The following is a 15,318-nucleotide window of genomic DNA, read 5'->3' on the forward strand; positions in this document are numbered from 1 at the left end:
ATGTGAAAAGTTTTTCTGATTCAGGGAATCGGTTCGTCATTATGCACGAAGGTATCCAAGCGTGGCAGTGGCTGAATGCCGCGTGCCGCTACGACTTTTGGCGAGTGTGCATGACGCCCGTCTCTCTATCGTGGTCTGCCATTCAGCCAACGTCCAGTCTCATCCTTCAGTGAGTCCTGAGTCCCGTATTGGAAGGCTCAAGGCCGGTTGCCATGGTGTCAGTTGATGATCGATATCTTTTTCAGCGAGCGCCTTGAAGCACCCATTGAGTGGCACTGGATGAATGCCTTGTACCGACTTGCCAGGTCGTGACACTCGCGCTAAGGTGCTGCTTGTTTCGTATAGGAAACTTGTTTCCATGTTGTGCTACGACTGCCGTGCTGTCAATTACTCCTGTATCAGGTGAGCAGATGAAGCCTGCAAGTTTTCACACAATGTTCTCGAGAAGAGCGCTGTTCACTGGATTTCCACACGACACACGATGAAAGGTTATGGCAAGGCGCGATCTATTGTATTTTTTACGTGGCATGTGACTCGCAACCTAGCGTAAAGCCCTGTCGGGCTAGTGAAGTCTGGTGGCTTCCGCTAATGTGAGCCCTCACATGATGATGAGGTCATGTGACGTCTCGTAAGCGTGTACTGAAAATCGTGAAACAAAAATAATTCAGCGGAGGAAATCTGCGTGGAAATGATCAGTTCTATCTTTACCGCCATCAATGGCGTCGTGTGGGGCCCATTGATGTTGATCCTGCTTCTCGGGGTGGGTTTCTATCTTCAGGCTGGCCTCAAGGGCATGCCGATTCGAAAGCTGGGTACTGGCTTCAAGCTATTATGGAGTGGACGCACGCCGGGCAAGGCCAGCGACGGTGAAATCTCTCCGTTCAATGCCCTGATGACATCTCTGTCAGCCACCATTGGTACGGGTAATATCGCCGGTGTGGCGACGGCGATTGCGCTAGGTGGGCCGGGTGCGATCTTCTGGATGTGGATGACGGCGTTGGTCGGGATGGCAACCAAGTATGCCGAGGCGGTGTGTGCGGTGCGTTATCGTGAAGTGGATGACACCGGAGCTCACGTTGGTGGGCCGATGTATTACATCCGTAACGGCCTGGGTGCCAAGTGGGCGTGGTTGGGTGGCGCTTTTGCCTTCTTCGGTTGCTTCGCGGCCTTTGGTATTGGCAACACCGTACAATCCAATTCGGTAGCTGATGCGCTGGAAACCTCCTTCGCTATTCCGCATTGGGTGTCTGGTATCGTGATGATGGTGCTGGCAGGCGCAGTTATCCTGGGCGGCATCAAGCGTATCTCCAGCGTTGCCGGCAAGCTGGTGCCTTTCATGGCCGTCGCCTACTTTGTCGCAGGTATCATCATTCTGATGATCAATGCCGACCAGATCGGGCATGCTTTTGGTCTTATCTTCACCTACGCATTCAATCCTGTTGCCGCGACGGGTGGCTTTGCAGGCGCAGCTGTCATGGCAGCGGTTCGCTTCGGTGTGGCGCGCGGTATCTTCTCCAATGAAGCGGGTTTAGGTAGCGCGCCGATTGCTCACGCAGCGGCGCAGACCAATAATCCGGTCCGTCAGGGGTTGGTGGCGATGCTGGGTACGTTTATCGATACCATCGTCATCTGCACCATTACTGCATTGGCCATCATTACGTCAGGACTATGGTCTTCCGGTGAGACCGGTGCTGCTTTGACCTCGATGTCCTTTGATCAGGCATTGCCGGGCGTCGGTGATCACATCGTGGCTATTGCGTTGGCGGTATTTGCTTTCACTACCATTCTTGGCTGGTCCTTCTACGGTGAGAAGTGTTTCCAGTATCTGTTCGGCACGCGTGCAATCATGCTATATCGCATCTTGTTCGTGATCGCGATTCCACTTGGTGCAATGGCGAAGCTGGACTTGATCTGGCTGATGGCAGATACCTTCAACGCGCTGATGGCGATCCCCAACCTTATCGGTCTGGCGTTGCTGTCACCGGTAGTCTTCAAGCTCACGCGTGATTATTTCGACGGCAAGGATGTGATGGCCGGCGAAGATCGCTAAGACATATTCCTGATGTGATGAGTCATGAGGCTATCCGTCAGTCCTCGTGATCAGCGGACCGGGACTGGGTGGGAGTTGCATGGGTAGCTTCCACTCAGGTGTTCAGATTTTCAGTTCACTAGCCTCCCGCGGCCTGGGTCCCCCCCTTGGCTGTCTGCGAGTTTTGCATGCCAACCTGGAGAATTCCGATGTCTGATTCCGCCTCAGTGCAAGGTCTCAAACAGACCGCACTTCATGACCTGCATATTGAGCAGGGTGCCAAGATGGTCGAGTTTGCTGGCTATTCCATGCCGGTCCAGTATCCGCTGGGCGTCAAGAAGGAGCATGAGCACACTCGCGCCAAGGCTGGCCTGTTTGATGTCTCACACATGGGGCAGTTGATTCTTCGTGGCGAGAATGTGCAGGCGGCGCTTGAGACCCTGGTGCCAACGGATATCGTTGATCTGCCGATAGGGATGCAGCGTTATGGATTATTCACCTCTGATACAGGCGGTATTCTGGATGACCTGATGATCGTCAATGGGGGCGACCATCTGTACGTGGTGGTGAATGCTGCCTGCAAGGATCAGGATGTCGCACATCTACGCGTCGGCTTGCCGATGACGATAGACATGGAGGTGCTCAATGATCGTGCGCTATTGGCATTGCAAGGGCCGTTGGCTCACGCAGTGATGCAGCGTCTGGCACCTGAGGCCTGTGAGCTGACCTTCATGCATCACGCACATGTCAGCATTGATGGCATCGATTGCTGGGTCAGTCGTAGTGGCTATACAGGTGAGGACGGCTTTGAAATTTCAGTGCCAAATGCTGAAGCAGAGCGTTTCGCACGCATGTTATTGGCTGATGAGTCAGTAGAGTTCATCGGCTTGGGCGCACGCGATTCTCTGCGCCTGGAGGCGGGACTTTGCCTCTATGGTCATGATCTGGATACCACGACCACGCCGGTGGAGGGGAGTCTGGTCTGGGCATTGGGCAAGGCACGTCGTCACGGCGGGGTACGTGAGGGAGGTTTCCCGGGAGGAGATGTCATCCTGACGCAGATCGCCAACAAGGATCACACCCGCAAGCGAGTGGGGCTGGTCGCTGAAGGGCGTGCACCGGTTCGCGAAGGCGCTGAGCTGTTCGATGATGAGGGCACGCTTGTCGGTGTCGTAACGTCAGGTAGCTTTGGCCCTACGTATGGTAAGCCGGTAGCGATGGGCTATGTGGCAGTGGCACATGGCGCGTTGGATACGCAGCTGTTTGCTGATGTGCGTGGCAAGCGCCTGCCGATGACAGTGACGAAGATGCCATTCGTTGAGCAGCGCTATTATCGTGGCTAGTGGATTGCCTGAGCTGGTGCTGTAGCATAGCGCTGAAATGAGAACGTCAAAAGGGACTGCCATGGCAGTCCCTTTTTCATGCCGGTGATTCCGTTCAGGCGCTACTCAGCCTATATCGACGCCTCTCACCCTGCATGCGAGAGGGAAGGAAGGCGGGCTGCAAGAGAGTGACCGGAATGACAGGCACAAAAAAGCCCGCCAGAGGCGGGCTTTTTTGTCGGAGGAGGGGTTAGCCTCATCCTGCTAAATCAAAGCTTAGTCAACCAGCTTGATGTTAGCGGCCTGGAGGCCTTTCTTGCCCTGGGTGACGTCGAAGGAAACCTTCTGACCGTCTTGCAGAGACTTGAAGCCTTCAGCCTGAATTTCGGAGAAGTGTGCGAACAGGTCGTCACCGTTGTCGTCCGGAGAAATGAAGCCAAAACCTTTAGTGTCGTTAAACCACTTGACTGTACCAGTTGCCATGATCGTAATTCCTTACTGATGATATTGCCGGGAGTTACCCGATATTAAGTGGGTAAAACAAGGAGGATATGCACCAGGTACCGAAGTGTTTCGATCACGACTGACGATATTCGACTTGCTAACCAACGAGAGCAATACTGCGCTGCTCAGACGCTAAGGTCAAATGAAATATCGAAAACTTCTCTGTTTGGCTAATGATCGTGCGGTAGATTTGAGCAAATACGCACGTCGTGAGCTGCAAGAATTCCAAAGAGAAAGGTGCGCCAAAGTGGGTGACTTCTTATCCCGTTATATTATGCGAAAGAATTAATGTAGATTGCGGCAGTATGCGTCGGCTTCTCTGCCATGAGGATGAAAGTGCTGTGAGATGTGCTTGCTGAAGGAGTAGTTTTAGGTAATAAAATGCTTTAATATCAATGGGTTGATAGAAAATACCGACAGCGATGGCAGCGCTGTCGGTGGATGGCAATAAAGCCATCAAGGCTCTCGGAGAGGAGGTGTGATGCGCCCATCACACCTTGAGAGAGATCGATCAAAAAGCGATGCGTCGAATAGGCGGAATCACCCAGCACTATTGGATAAATGTTGGGCAGAAAGTAATGGTTTTACTTTTTACGCATCGAGCTGCATTTCTGGCACGTGGTCCGGAATAATTAGTTTTCCAGCGGTCAGGCGACTGATGTCTTCGACGCTGACGCCGGGTGCGCGCTCCAGTAGATGGAAGGCACCGTCCTTGATCTCGAGGAAGGCTAGATCAGTCAGTACGCGGCGAATGCAGCCAGCGCCGGTTAGCGGCAGCTCACACTGACTCAGCAATTTTGACTCACCGTGCTTGGAGGCGTGGGTCATGGTGCAGATGATATTTTCGGCACCGGCGACCAGATCCATCGCGCCACCCATGCCCTTGACCAATTTGCCGGGAATCATCCAGCTGGCGATATTGCCATTAACATCGACTTCGAAGGCGCCGAGTACGGTCAGATCAACGTGCCCACCGCGGATCATCGCGAAGGATTCAGCTGAGTCGAAGATGGCCGCACCGTCGATGGCAGTGACGGTTTCCTTGCCGGCGTTGATCATGTCGGCGTCGACTTCATCCTCGTAAGGGTAGCGACCCATGCCCAGCAGGCCATTCTCGGACTGCAGCATCACTTCGATACCATCAGGGATGTAGTTGGCGACCAGGGTCGGAATCCCGATGCCCAGATTGACGTAAGAGCCGTCCTGAATTTCCTGAGCCACTCGCTGGGCCATCTGTTCACGTGTCAAAGCCATGATTCATTCCTTGTCTTGAGCGCCATCACCGTCGGGTGGCGCATTGCCGTATCGAGAAATAGCGTGTTGAGACAGTCGGTGCAGGCGGAGCGAGGCTCAACGCGCACGCACAGTGCGCTTCTCAATGCGTTTCTCGAATGTCCCCAAAATGACACGGTCGACGTAGATGCCGGGCGTATGGACGTCAGCTGGGTCCAGCTCGCCGGGTTCCACCAGCTCTTCCACTTCTACCACGGTGATCTTGCCGGCGGTTGCAGCGAGCGGATTGAAGTTGCGTGCAGTATGACGATAGACGACGTTGCCGTAGCGATCTGCCTTCCAAGCCTTGACGATGGCAAAGTCACCCTTGATGGCCTCTTCGAGAATGTAGGGGCGACCGTCAAATTCACGCACTTCCTTGCCTTCACCGATGGGGGTGCCGTAACCGGTGGCAGTGAAGAAGGCAGGAATGCCAGCGCCGCCAGCCCGCATCTTCTCTGCCAGCGTGCCTTGCGGGGTAAGGATGACTTCCAGCTCACCATTCAGCAGCTGTTTCTCGAACAGGGCATTCTCACCTACGTAGGAGGCGATCATGGTCTTGATCTGCCGGTCTTCCAGCAGCACACCAAGACCGAAGCCGTCGACGCCACAGTTGTTGGATACCACGGTCAGATCCTTGACGGCGAGACGCTTGATCTCCTGGATCAAATTCTCGGGGATGCCGCACAGCCCGAAGCCACCGGCGATTACCGTCATGCCATCTTGCAAGCCAGCCATGGCATCAGCGTAGCTGGTCACCACCTTGTTGAATCCTGCCATGCGAATCTCCTTGAGCGTATTGTAGTATTTGAAGCCATGTCGACATGCCGGGATGCTTGAGTTGTTATCCCAGTCCACAAGAGGATGAGTTCATCATTGCCGACAAAAGAGAGGCTGTATATATTTGCATAGGTTTGTTTTTCAGATGAATTGATAAGTTATGCTGATTAGTCCATAGGTCTGAGACGATTTTTGATCTCCTTTCCCCGCGGGATAATGCGCCAAGTATCTGCTTCTGTTGTTTTCCCCTGATGAGGAGTATGCATGACACTCAAGCAGCTACGGGCCTTTGTGGCTGTCGCCCGTACCTTGTCATTTGTCGACGCCGGTACGCTAGTGCATCTCTCGCAGCCAGCCTTGTCACTGGCGGTCAAGAATCTTGAGGAATCGCTGGGCGGACGGCTATTTCAGCGCTCCACTCGGCAGGTCAGTTTGACACCAGAAGGGCGCGCATTCTTCCCGCTCGCCCGACGGTTACTGTCGGATTGGGAGCATGCTGAAGATGAGATGCGTCAGCGCTTCAGTCTCGGCCGCGGACGTGTGGCGCTGGCTGCCATGCCGACCTTTGCCGGTAATGCATTGCCCAGTGTTCTGACCGCTTTTCGACAACAGTTTCCCGAAATCACTATCGAGGTGAATGATGTGATTGCCGAGGAAGTGGTGGAGCGCGTCACTGATGGACGAGTTGAGCTGGGCATCAGCTTTGACCCTGGCGTACGCGAGGACCTGATTTTTGAGCTGCTCTTCGAGGACCGCTATGTCGCCATCATTCCCCCCGGGCATGCACTGCTGGAATTGAATCCCCAGTCCATCGATTGGGCACAGCTGCTGAAGGAAGATTTCATTACCCTGCAACGGCCTTCGGGTGTCCGTCACATGCTGGAGCAGCGTCTGGCTGAAGCAGGTCTGGGACTGGCGGTAGCCTTTGAAACCCACCAGCTGGTGACGTGTGGGCGAATGGTGGCGGAAGGTTTGGGAGTCAGTGCCGTACCCGCAATGAGTGCCGCTCAGATGGCCGCACTGGGGTGTCACTGCCTGTGCCTGGAAGGCCCCGTTATCCATCAGAAAGTGGGTGTGATACGTCGTCGCCGTCATGAGCTGTCCGTTGCAGTGCAAGCCATGCTCGATACGTTACGCGCACGCTATCCGAATGCCAGCCACTCGAGCGTTTAGCGCGAGGGCGTCAGTAGCTGTCGATAGGTCAGGCTAATGCGCAGGCCATCCAGCTTGCGTGGGGGTAGCGCGTGATGCAGGCGGTCCTGGCAGCCGCGACCCATTACCAACAGCGAGCCATGTGGCAGCCATAGATTGAAGGCTGGCGAATCAGCATAAGGACTACGCGGATGTCCCTTGAAGCGTAGTGGACGCATCTGTCCCAGTGAGATGGCCAGCACGACAGGACGATCGCCTAGCTCTGGCTCGTTGTCGCTGTGCCAGCCCATGCGGTCATCGCCATTGGCGTAGCGATTGGCCAGCAGGCTGTTGAAGGATGCGTTGATACGCGGCTCGATACGCACTTTCTGATCTGACTGAACGCCGAGTTCATCATTGATCGCCCGCCGAGATAACTCACCAAGATGCCAGGCCACCGGTAGCCACGGTGTCGGCTCGAACAAGCTGCCGGAGTAGCGATAACGAGCCCCTATATCCCCCATCCACACTTGTCGGCGCGGGATGGGGTGAGTCTGCCCATGCACGCTCAGACTAGGGCGTTGCCAGTCGAGAGTGCCTTCCAGCGTGGTAAACGCCTGATCGGCTTGTAGCGGTGTCAGTGCTTGCGGTTTGAGGTATAGCGGATGCAGCGGATGACGATACCAGCCGTGGGCGAGCATCTGCCAGTCTTCAGGCAGCTGCTGAGAGGCGCTTGAAGCCAGCGGATTCAGGTGTGCCGCGAACAGATCATCGGTAAGAGCGGGTGTCTTCATTTCGCGAGCTTGCCAGAGCAGCATTGTGCTGGGCAAGCCCCTGATGCCAAAAGGCTTGGCGAGACAGCTGCGCTAGCGTGCCAGACTTTCAAAGCTCAGGATCGCAACCTCTGCCAGGCCCAGTCCGAGTAGCGCGCCGGCGAGTACATCGCTGACGTAATGCAGCCCCAGAATCACGCGAGATAGCGCAATCAGTAGTGCCAGTGGTGTCACGACGACGGCCAATTCTGGCACCTGTTGGGCGCTCAGGCTGGCAAACAGTGTGGCATGCAGGGTATGGCCGCTAGGGAAGCTGTAGCGATCCAGCGGTGGCATGGTGCAGTTGATGGTGTTGAAAGTAATGAAAGGGCGTTCGCGACACAGTCGCGTCTTCAGTGCGCGGTAAAGCAAGGCTCCCGCACCGGCCGCGAGGCCGAATTCCAGTAATAACCAGCCACCCAAGGCATGGTGAAACGGCAGACTCAGTGTCAGCAGCAGCCATGCTGGCCAGTCGCCGAGTCGCGAGACCGCTCTAAATAGCGCCAATACTGGCCGAAACAGCGCCAGACGAGCGACCTGTCGACACAGGCGCCATTCCAGCAGATCCAGTCGTTCAAAGACGAGAAGGTTGCGATCGTGCATGGGGTTTTTCCTCGGCGTGGCGCAGGCAGGCGAGAAAGCCATCGGCGATACGGCTCCAGCCTAGCGGTTCGACGCGCACACGCGCAGCGCGTCCCAGACGAGCGATGCGGGCCGGCCGCTGGCAGACCTCCACCGCCTGTTCGATGAAGCGCTCGGGCTGCGTGCAAGGTGCTAGCAGCCCCTGATGATCATCACGAATCACTTCTCCTGCTGCAGCGTAGTCAAAGGCGATGACGGCTAGCCCACTGGCCATGGCTTCCAGGACAACGTTGCCGAAGGTTTCCGAGAGCGAAGGAAACACGAATAGATCCGCGCTGGCATAGTGGGCGGCAAGGGCTTCGTCAGTCTGAAAGCCGGCAAAGATGGCCTCCGGTAAGCGCTGTTGCAATCGTTCGCGAAGCGGGCCATCACCGACCAGCACCAGTACGAGGTCTGGCTGAACGGTTTGCATGGCATCGTAGGTACGAATCAGCAGCTCGATATTCTTCTCGGCAGCCAAGCGGCCCACGTAGAGTGCGACAGGCTGTTGAGAGCTGACTCCCCACTGTTGACGGAGTATCTCGCTGCGATGGCTCGGCGAGAAGCGGGCGCAGTCAAGGCCACGTCCCACAACCTGTACATGCTGAAAACCCTGTTGGATGAGGTTGTCGGCCTGAGCACGTGTCGGGACGAGCGTCATGCGTGCGGCATTATGGAATCGGCGCAAGCCATACCGCACCAGCGGGCGAAGTGCCTTGAGGTGATAGTGAGTGCTGTATTGATCGAAGTTGGTATGGAAGCCGGCGACCACCGGTAGGCCCAGGCGGCGTGCTACCAGTAGTGCGCTGATACCAAGCGGGCCTTCCGTCGCGATATAGACCACGGTGGGGCGATAACGGCGCCATAGCTGCATCAGGCGATGAGGCGCGGGAACGCCAATTTGAACAGTATCGTAGCCGGGGAGGCGGAAGCCACGTACTTGTAGCTCTTGCTGAACACGTGGCTCATGGCTGCCATCACGCGTGGCAGGACGGATGAGTTGAAGCTCACAGCCGCGCGCGATGAGATTCTCGCACAGATGGCTCAGAGTATGAGCCACGCCATTGATCTCCGGATGCCAGGTTTCACTGACGAAGGCAATGCGCTCCATGACGTCTCCCTATGTGGCAATGAATCCAAGTATTGGCCAGCAGGGTGACGACGACATAACAATCAGATGACGAGGCGATGACACCCGAGCCTGATAAGGTCCGGGTGTCATGAGAGGGTATGGCTTGTCTCGCAAGGCTAACAACCTTAGCGTTTTTCGAGGATGTCGCGTGGATTGATGGGCTTGCCACCATGACGTACATCGAAGAGCAGCTCGTTCTGGCCAGCATGGTCACGTGCGACACGGCATAGCGGCGTGCCTGGTGCTACCTGCTGACCTACCTTGACCAGAATCTCACCGCATTGTGCCAGTACGCTCTGCAGATTGCCGGAGTGGTGAATGATGACCACATTCCCCAGCTGCCGCATGGTATCGGCGAAGCGTACCTGGCCCTTGGCTGGGGCACTTGCGACGCTATTGGTTCCGGTACGAATCTGCATCGGCGCGAGCTGCCCGTTGTTGTTGGTGCCAAATTCACGTACCACCTGACCAGTGGCAGGCCAGCGCCACAGTTGCCTCGGCTTCTTCAAGGGGCCAGGGTCGGGCCGCGCGACAAGGCTACCGGCACTGGCGCGCCCGATGGGAGCACTGCGACTTGGCCCGCCGTTGAGAGGTACCGAGATAAGCACACCTACTTTCAGGTCATTGGGATTCAGTCCCGTGTTGGCTGCCAGGATACGCTGAGGGCTAGCGCCGAAGTAGCGGCCGACCTTGGAGTAAGTATCACCAGGCCGCAACTGATAGCGATAGGGGCCACCAGAAGGCGCCCTCTCGCTGGCAGTGGGCACCAGAATGCGCTGGCCTACCTTGAGATCTCGAATCTTGACGCCGGGATTGAAGCGCGTCAGTCGCAACAAGGGGATATCGGCATCACGTGCGATCTTGCCCAGCGTATCGCCTTGCTGGATGGTGACCCACTGGCCTGCCGGTGAGCCTGAGTAGCTGCCTGTTGCACAGCCGCTAAGCCACAGTGACAGGCACACGAGCCCCAGCCAGCGAAGAGCGTCGCAGAGAGAAGGGAATGTAAAAGCGCGATCACCGTCGTGGACGGTTTCAGTGTTCATCAATGTCATTTCCTGCTCGTGACAATCGGGCATCCTTGTCCTTCCAGACCTGGTTGAGCCATTGCTGGAAGCGCTCGCGATAGGCGGCGTCCGCATGATAATTCCCGCTCAGCATCCAGGATTCCAGTGGACGCTGCACGATAGCGACGCTGACATCGCCACCCTGTCCACACAGAAACTCCCAAAAACTGGCGCTAGCATAGCGATAATCGAGGGTAGCATCGAGAATGCCGGACAGTCGGTCGCCAAGAATATTGATTACCTGAGCACTGCCCCCAGCACGCGGCCTGAGTAGCTGAGTGAACGGGCTTTGTTGCTCATCATGCTTTGTTGGCGTGAAGCGCGTGCCTTCAACAAAGTTGAAGATTGCCATCGGGGCCTGACGTGCTCGCTCGCAGATACGGCGTGTTGCCTCGCGGTCACGGGCTGCCAGGCGCGGATTTCCTGCCAGCCTTTCACGGCTATAGCGACGCATGAACGGAAATTCTAGCGCCCACCAGGCCAAACCAATCACCGGCACCCAAATCAGTTCTTGCTTAAGGAAGAATTTGGGCATTGGCGTTCGACGATGCAGCGCGTATTGCAACACGAAAATATCGGTCCAACTACGGTGATTGGCAATCACCAACCACCAGCGCCGACGCGCCGTCCCGTCCTTCAACGCGTCAGGCACGCTGACATGCCAGCGCGGGCGTATCCAGGCATGAATCCACAGATTATTGGTGCCAATCCAGCCCATGGCGAGATAGTTCAACCCTTCCAGCAGGTGCAGCTGTAAGCGGCGTGAAGGGGCAATCAGCTTGATCAACGCCAACAGGTATAACGGCGTCGCCCAGAACAGAGTGTTGATGATCAGAAATAGCAGGCTGATGACACCTCTGATACTCGACATGCATGACTCCTTCATCATATCGCGCCATCGTAATTCACCGGCGAGTGGAAGCCCACCCCGTAGCTACAGATGGGAGCAACGTATCGTTGCGTCCATTGAACGCACCGCAGGTCGAATGGTGGCTCTCTGCGCCGTGTGCTGTCATGTAGGTGCTGGCTATTTTGCCAGTCGATACGACATCGAGAAGGTCTGCTCATGATGAGCAGACCAGTTTACGCACTGCCAAATCGCGGTCGCGCAGGGCGACAACTCAGGGAGCAAGAGTGACATGTGGTTGCAGATATTATTAGTGGGGCTGGCGTTGGCTGCCTTCGTGCTGATCGCGATCGAAGATGTGATTCATCTTAACAAGGCCAAGACGACTCTGCTGCTGGGGACGTTTAGCTGGTTGCTGTTGTTCATCTTCGGACCGATGGCTTTGAAGGTAGACGACGTGGCGGAGGCGCTGAACGAAAATCTGCTGGAGATCGCCACTCTATGGCTTTTCCTGATGGCCGCCATGACCTTTGTCGCGTACTTGAATGCCAAGGGTCTCATCGCCAATCTGATCTATCGTTTATTGCCCAAGCGGATTGGAGAGCGAGGGTTGCTCTATCTAACCGGCACTTTTGCTTTTGCCTTCTCATCGTTGGCGGACAACATCACTGCCACGTTGGTGTCGCTGACGCTTGTGCTGTCACTGGGATTGCCACCTAAAAAGACACTTCGCTTCGCGGTGCTCGCGGTGTTCGCGGTCAACTCTGGCGGTGTGGCGCTGATTACCGGTGATGTGACCACTCTGATGATCTTCCTCGCGGAGAAGGTACGTATCAGTGAGTTGATGTTACTGGCGATACCGTCCTTCTTCAGCGTGATGCTGCTGGCGACGTTATTGTTGCCTGGTTTGGGCGGCGAAGTGACCTTGGCGCGTGAACCTCGCCAGACTCGTCGGATTGACCGCCTTGTCGCGTGGCTATTTCTGGCGACTATTCTCTCGACCCTCGGTCTCAACGTGTTATTCGGTATCCCGCCGTTGCTGACCTTTCTGTTTGGCATGTCGATCATGTTCCTTCTGGGACACGTGGCCGAGCAGCGGAGCGACAATGAAGACCGCAGAATCCTTGATTATATTCGTATAATCGAATTTGATACGTTGCTGTTCTTCCTCGGTATCCTGCTCATGGTGGGGGCGCTGAAGGAGGCGCGTCTGTTGGAAGGGCTGGCACATCTCTATGAGATGATGCCTGCCATGCAGGCCAACTACCTGGTCGGTCTGTTGTCAGCCGTGGTTGATAACGTGCCGCTGACGGCAGCAGTGCTCAAGGCGGATGTCAGCATGAATGATGCTGAGTGGCTCGCGTTGACCTATGCCGCGGGTGTCGGAGGATCACTACTGGTAATTGGCTCTGCGGCAGGCGTGATAGCGCTGTCGAAGGTGCGCGAAGTCAGCTTCATGAGTTATCTGCGCTTTTTCCCTGCTTTGCTGCTGGCCTATAGCGTTGGCTACATGGGGGCATATTGGCTGGGAGGGCAGGTGACCAACACGCCGATGTCCATGCCGTTGTCGCTGGTATCTCTTCAGCAGCTCATCAGTTGATATAGCAGTCTTGCCGCCGGTAGCAGAGCCGCGCGTAGCGCGGATGATGAGAAGAAAACGAGTGACTGCGGCATCCGGTGATGGTTTTTTGATCAATTTGTTGTCAGTCGCCTGATATCGATGACAATACGTAGCTGTACAGAGATTCTTCACAGCCTTTTCCACAGCTTCTGTTGATAACCTGGCTACGACGTTAGGCGTAGAAGATGTGGCGCATGCTTCGGCCAGATGAGGAGTGATCCTGTGGATAAATGCCAGGGTGTCTTGCGTCAGTAGAGATGGAAAAACGCCCTCACCGTTTCTGGTGAGGGCATTTATTGAGGCATGAGGCGAAAGCGCGTACTTACGTCACGCGCTTAGCTGGCAGAGCGTATACTCCGGCAGCAGCTGCTCTGCCGCACGCTGCCCCTGATCGTTACTTTCCGCTGCCAGCAGTGCGATACCTCCCAGTACCACCATGTGCTCATCACCGTCGGCAAACACCATGCGCTGTGCATGCGCTGGGTAATAGTGATACTGCAGCTTGGGGTTGATCGGCAATATCGCATGATGACGACCAGATTGCGGAGCCATGCCCTGCATGAGCATCCCTTCGTTCACGGCTTCCAGTGTTTCACCGAGTTCATCGGCATTGAAGCCTACATGATGCAGGCGCGGGCCCATTACGGACAGCCACGCAGCCAGAGGGTTGGCTTCCAGCAAGCGTTCAAAGGTCGGCCAGTCGGGCATGTTCCAGGGACGACAAGGGGCCAGCAGATTCTGCCCCTTGCAGTCGTCGCGATGGCTCTGGCTGATCAGGCGCTTGAGAAGATCACGATGCAGGGGAGGCAGGCTATTGGCTTGCAACTCGGCCAGCATCACTGCTGTTCCCCCATCCGGGGGGAGCAGCAGATCTACCAGAAGCCCACGGTCTGCCATCGCATACTGCTTGATGCGGCGATACCCCTGGTGGTAGAGGCTCGGGAGCAGTTTTTCGCTACGGAACGGACCCTGATCAAGCGTCAGGAACATCAGGTACTCGGGCTTGATGGCGTCTGGCCAGATATCCAGCGCGCCGATATCCGGGTGACGATGGACGAAGTCCAGCCATAGCTGCTGTTGAAATTCCTCGCGTTGCATGAAGCCTCCTTGAGCGGGCCGTAGGAACCCTGTGCTGGATGCGATTATAGGGAGTTGTTCGAAAGGCCATTCAACGGCTTTATCCGATTTTTTGAGACATACGAGCGGAGTGTGAAAATGCCAGTGCTGGTGGCGTATTGCGTGGTTCTCATGGTGTGGTCGACGACACCGCTGGCGATTTCCTGGAGTGCTTCCGGCTGGCTTCCTGCATGGTCCGCGATGGGCAGAATGTTAATTGCCGCATGCATCGGTTACCCATTGTTACGCATGTTGGGGCTGAAAATGGATCTCTCGAGGGCTGCCATACGCAGTTATGTCAGAGCCGCTCTGGGTATCTGGGGAGGAATGTACTTCGCCTATATCGCAGCGGCTTGGTTACCAAGCGGTATCATGTCGTTACTGTTTGGACTGGCACCTCTACTATCGGGACTTTATGCACGCTGGTGGTTGAAAAGTGCGCCACTTGACAAGCTGCAGTGGTTGGGGTTTGCGTTGGCTCTTGGTGGACTGGGTATTGCCGTCTCGGATTCACTGGCCCTTCCACCGGGTAGCTGGAAGGGGGTGTTGATCATGTTGTTGGCGGTCAATTGCTTCGCCGCCTCAGGAGTACTGGTGCAAAAGGAGCGAGCGGGACTGCATCCTCTGGTGCAGACGGAAGGTGCCTTGCTGGTATCGCTGCCGCTGTATCTTGTCTGTGGCTTGATCGTCGATGGCATTCCAGAGGCATTACCGGTAGGGCGCCCGTTGGCTGCGATTCTCTATCTCGGCGTATTCGGCTCGTTGATCGGTTACCTGTGCTATTACTTCGTGCTTTCACGCCTGTCGGCCAGTACCGTTGCCTTGGCCACCTTGATCACGCCGATCTTTGCCATGAGTCTTGGCGCTGCGCTCAATGGTGAGGTTGTATCCAGTCGCGTTCTGTTGGGGGCGCTGTTCATCGTGGTGGGGCTGTGTGGCTATCTCTTTGGGCCACACTGGCGTGCCCGTCTCCAGGGCGGACGCGTAAGGCGTCATTGAAAGATCCCGCCAACAAGAAGGCCGCCCCATGGGGCGGCCTTCTTGTTGGCGGGGCGTCAGCGTGTCAA

14 protein-coding genes are annotated in these 15,318 nt (G+C 56.1%); 5 read left to right on the plus strand and 9 right to left on the minus strand.

Going from position 1 to position 15,318, the window contains the following annotated elements; all coding sequences use genetic code 11:
• Positions 1-688 precede the first annotated feature (688 nt).
• Complete coding sequence (locus GQR90_RS05845; RefSeq protein WP_442778547.1) at positions 689-2,050, plus strand: alanine/glycine:cation symporter family protein; 1,362 nt, start codon at positions 689-691, stop codon at positions 2,048-2,050.
• Positions 2,051-2,238: 188 nt separating this feature from the next.
• Entirely contained in the window at positions 2,239-3,372 is a 1,134-nt protein-coding gene (gene gcvT, locus GQR90_RS05850) for a glycine cleavage system aminomethyltransferase GcvT (RefSeq protein WP_442778541.1), read from the plus strand.
• A gap of 255 nt (positions 3,373-3,627) precedes the next feature.
• On the opposite strand, the gene GQR90_RS05855 is transcribed toward gcvT, so the two are convergent.
• The 3 genes from GQR90_RS05855 to GQR90_RS05865 all read right to left on the minus strand — a co-directional run bounded on the left by GQR90_RS05855 (position 3,628) and on the right by GQR90_RS05865 (position 5,907).
• Positions 3,628-3,834 (minus strand): cold-shock protein, encoded by a 207-nt coding sequence (locus tag GQR90_RS05855; protein WP_024951638.1) that lies wholly within the window; start codon positions 3,832-3,834, stop codon positions 3,628-3,630.
• Positions 3,835-4,446: 612 nt separating this feature from the next.
• Positions 4,447-5,109, minus strand: coding sequence for a 3-oxoacid CoA-transferase subunit B (locus tag GQR90_RS05860; RefSeq protein WP_158773291.1), 663 nt, complete (start codon positions 5,107-5,109; stop codon positions 4,447-4,449).
• Between the two features lie 96 nt (positions 5,110-5,205).
• Positions 5,206-5,907 carry a CoA transferase subunit A gene (locus tag GQR90_RS05865; RefSeq protein ID WP_158773292.1) on the minus strand — a complete coding sequence of 234 codons (702 nt, stop codon included), beginning with the start codon at positions 5,905-5,907 and terminating at the stop codon, positions 5,206-5,208.
• Between the two features lie 264 nt (positions 5,908-6,171).
• Between GQR90_RS05865 and GQR90_RS05870 the strand changes: the two genes are divergently transcribed.
• Positions 6,172-7,080: a LysR family transcriptional regulator gene (locus GQR90_RS05870; RefSeq protein WP_158773293.1), complete on the plus strand. Its 909-nt coding sequence runs from the start codon at positions 6,172-6,174 to the stop codon at positions 7,078-7,080.
• Here the strand turns inward: GQR90_RS05870 and GQR90_RS05875 are convergent.
• The 5 genes from GQR90_RS05875 to GQR90_RS05895 form a co-directional block, all read right to left on the minus strand.
• Positions 7,077-7,832, minus strand: coding sequence for an alpha-ketoglutarate-dependent dioxygenase AlkB family protein (locus tag GQR90_RS05875; RefSeq protein ID WP_158773294.1), 756 nt, complete (start codon positions 7,830-7,832; stop codon positions 7,077-7,079). The genes GQR90_RS05870 and GQR90_RS05875 overlap by 4 nt on opposite strands.
• A 72-nt stretch (positions 7,833-7,904) precedes the next feature.
• Positions 7,905-8,453, minus strand: coding sequence for a phosphatase PAP2 family protein (locus GQR90_RS05880; RefSeq protein WP_158773295.1), 549 nt, complete (start codon positions 8,451-8,453; stop codon positions 7,905-7,907).
• Entirely contained in the window at positions 8,425-9,582 is a 1,158-nt protein-coding gene (locus GQR90_RS05885) for a glycosyltransferase family 4 protein (RefSeq protein ID WP_158773296.1), read from the minus strand. Before GQR90_RS05885 ends, GQR90_RS05880 begins: the two co-directional genes overlap by 29 nt.
• A gap of 146 nt (positions 9,583-9,728) precedes the next feature.
• Positions 9,729-10,646: a LysM peptidoglycan-binding domain-containing protein gene (locus tag GQR90_RS05890; RefSeq protein ID WP_158773297.1), complete on the minus strand. Its 918-nt coding sequence runs from the start codon at positions 10,644-10,646 to the stop codon at positions 9,729-9,731.
• Complete coding sequence (locus tag GQR90_RS05895; RefSeq protein ID WP_158773298.1) at positions 10,636-11,538, minus strand: acyltransferase; 903 nt, start codon at positions 11,536-11,538, stop codon at positions 10,636-10,638. The genes GQR90_RS05890 and GQR90_RS05895 overlap by 11 nt, the downstream gene beginning before the upstream one ends.
• Before the next feature lie 268 nt (positions 11,539-11,806).
• On the opposite strand from GQR90_RS05895, the gene nhaD reads away from it, so the two are divergent.
• On the plus strand, positions 11,807-13,114 hold the full coding sequence (nhaD, locus tag GQR90_RS05900) for a sodium:proton antiporter NhaD (RefSeq protein WP_158773299.1): 1,308 nt from the start codon (positions 11,807-11,809) through the stop codon (positions 13,112-13,114).
• 348 nt (positions 13,115-13,462) lie between these two features.
• Here nhaD and GQR90_RS05905 read toward each other — a convergent pair whose 3' ends face one another.
• The gene (locus tag GQR90_RS05905) at positions 13,463-14,233 is read right to left on the minus strand and encodes a DUF1338 family protein (protein ID WP_158773300.1); all 771 of its coding nucleotides are present in this window, start codon (positions 14,231-14,233) and stop codon (positions 13,463-13,465) included.
• A gap of 117 nt (positions 14,234-14,350) precedes the next feature.
• Between GQR90_RS05905 and GQR90_RS05910 the strand changes: the two genes are divergently transcribed.
• Positions 14,351-15,250, plus strand: a complete 900-nt coding sequence (locus GQR90_RS05910; protein WP_158773301.1) for a DMT family transporter — start codon at positions 14,351-14,353, stop codon at positions 15,248-15,250.
• Positions 15,251-15,318: the final 68 nt, after the last annotated feature.

Origin of the sequence: Cobetia sp. L2A1 (assembly GCF_009796845.1) — a bacterium.
Taxonomy (GTDB): domain Bacteria; phylum Pseudomonadota; class Gammaproteobacteria; order Pseudomonadales; family Halomonadaceae; genus Cobetia.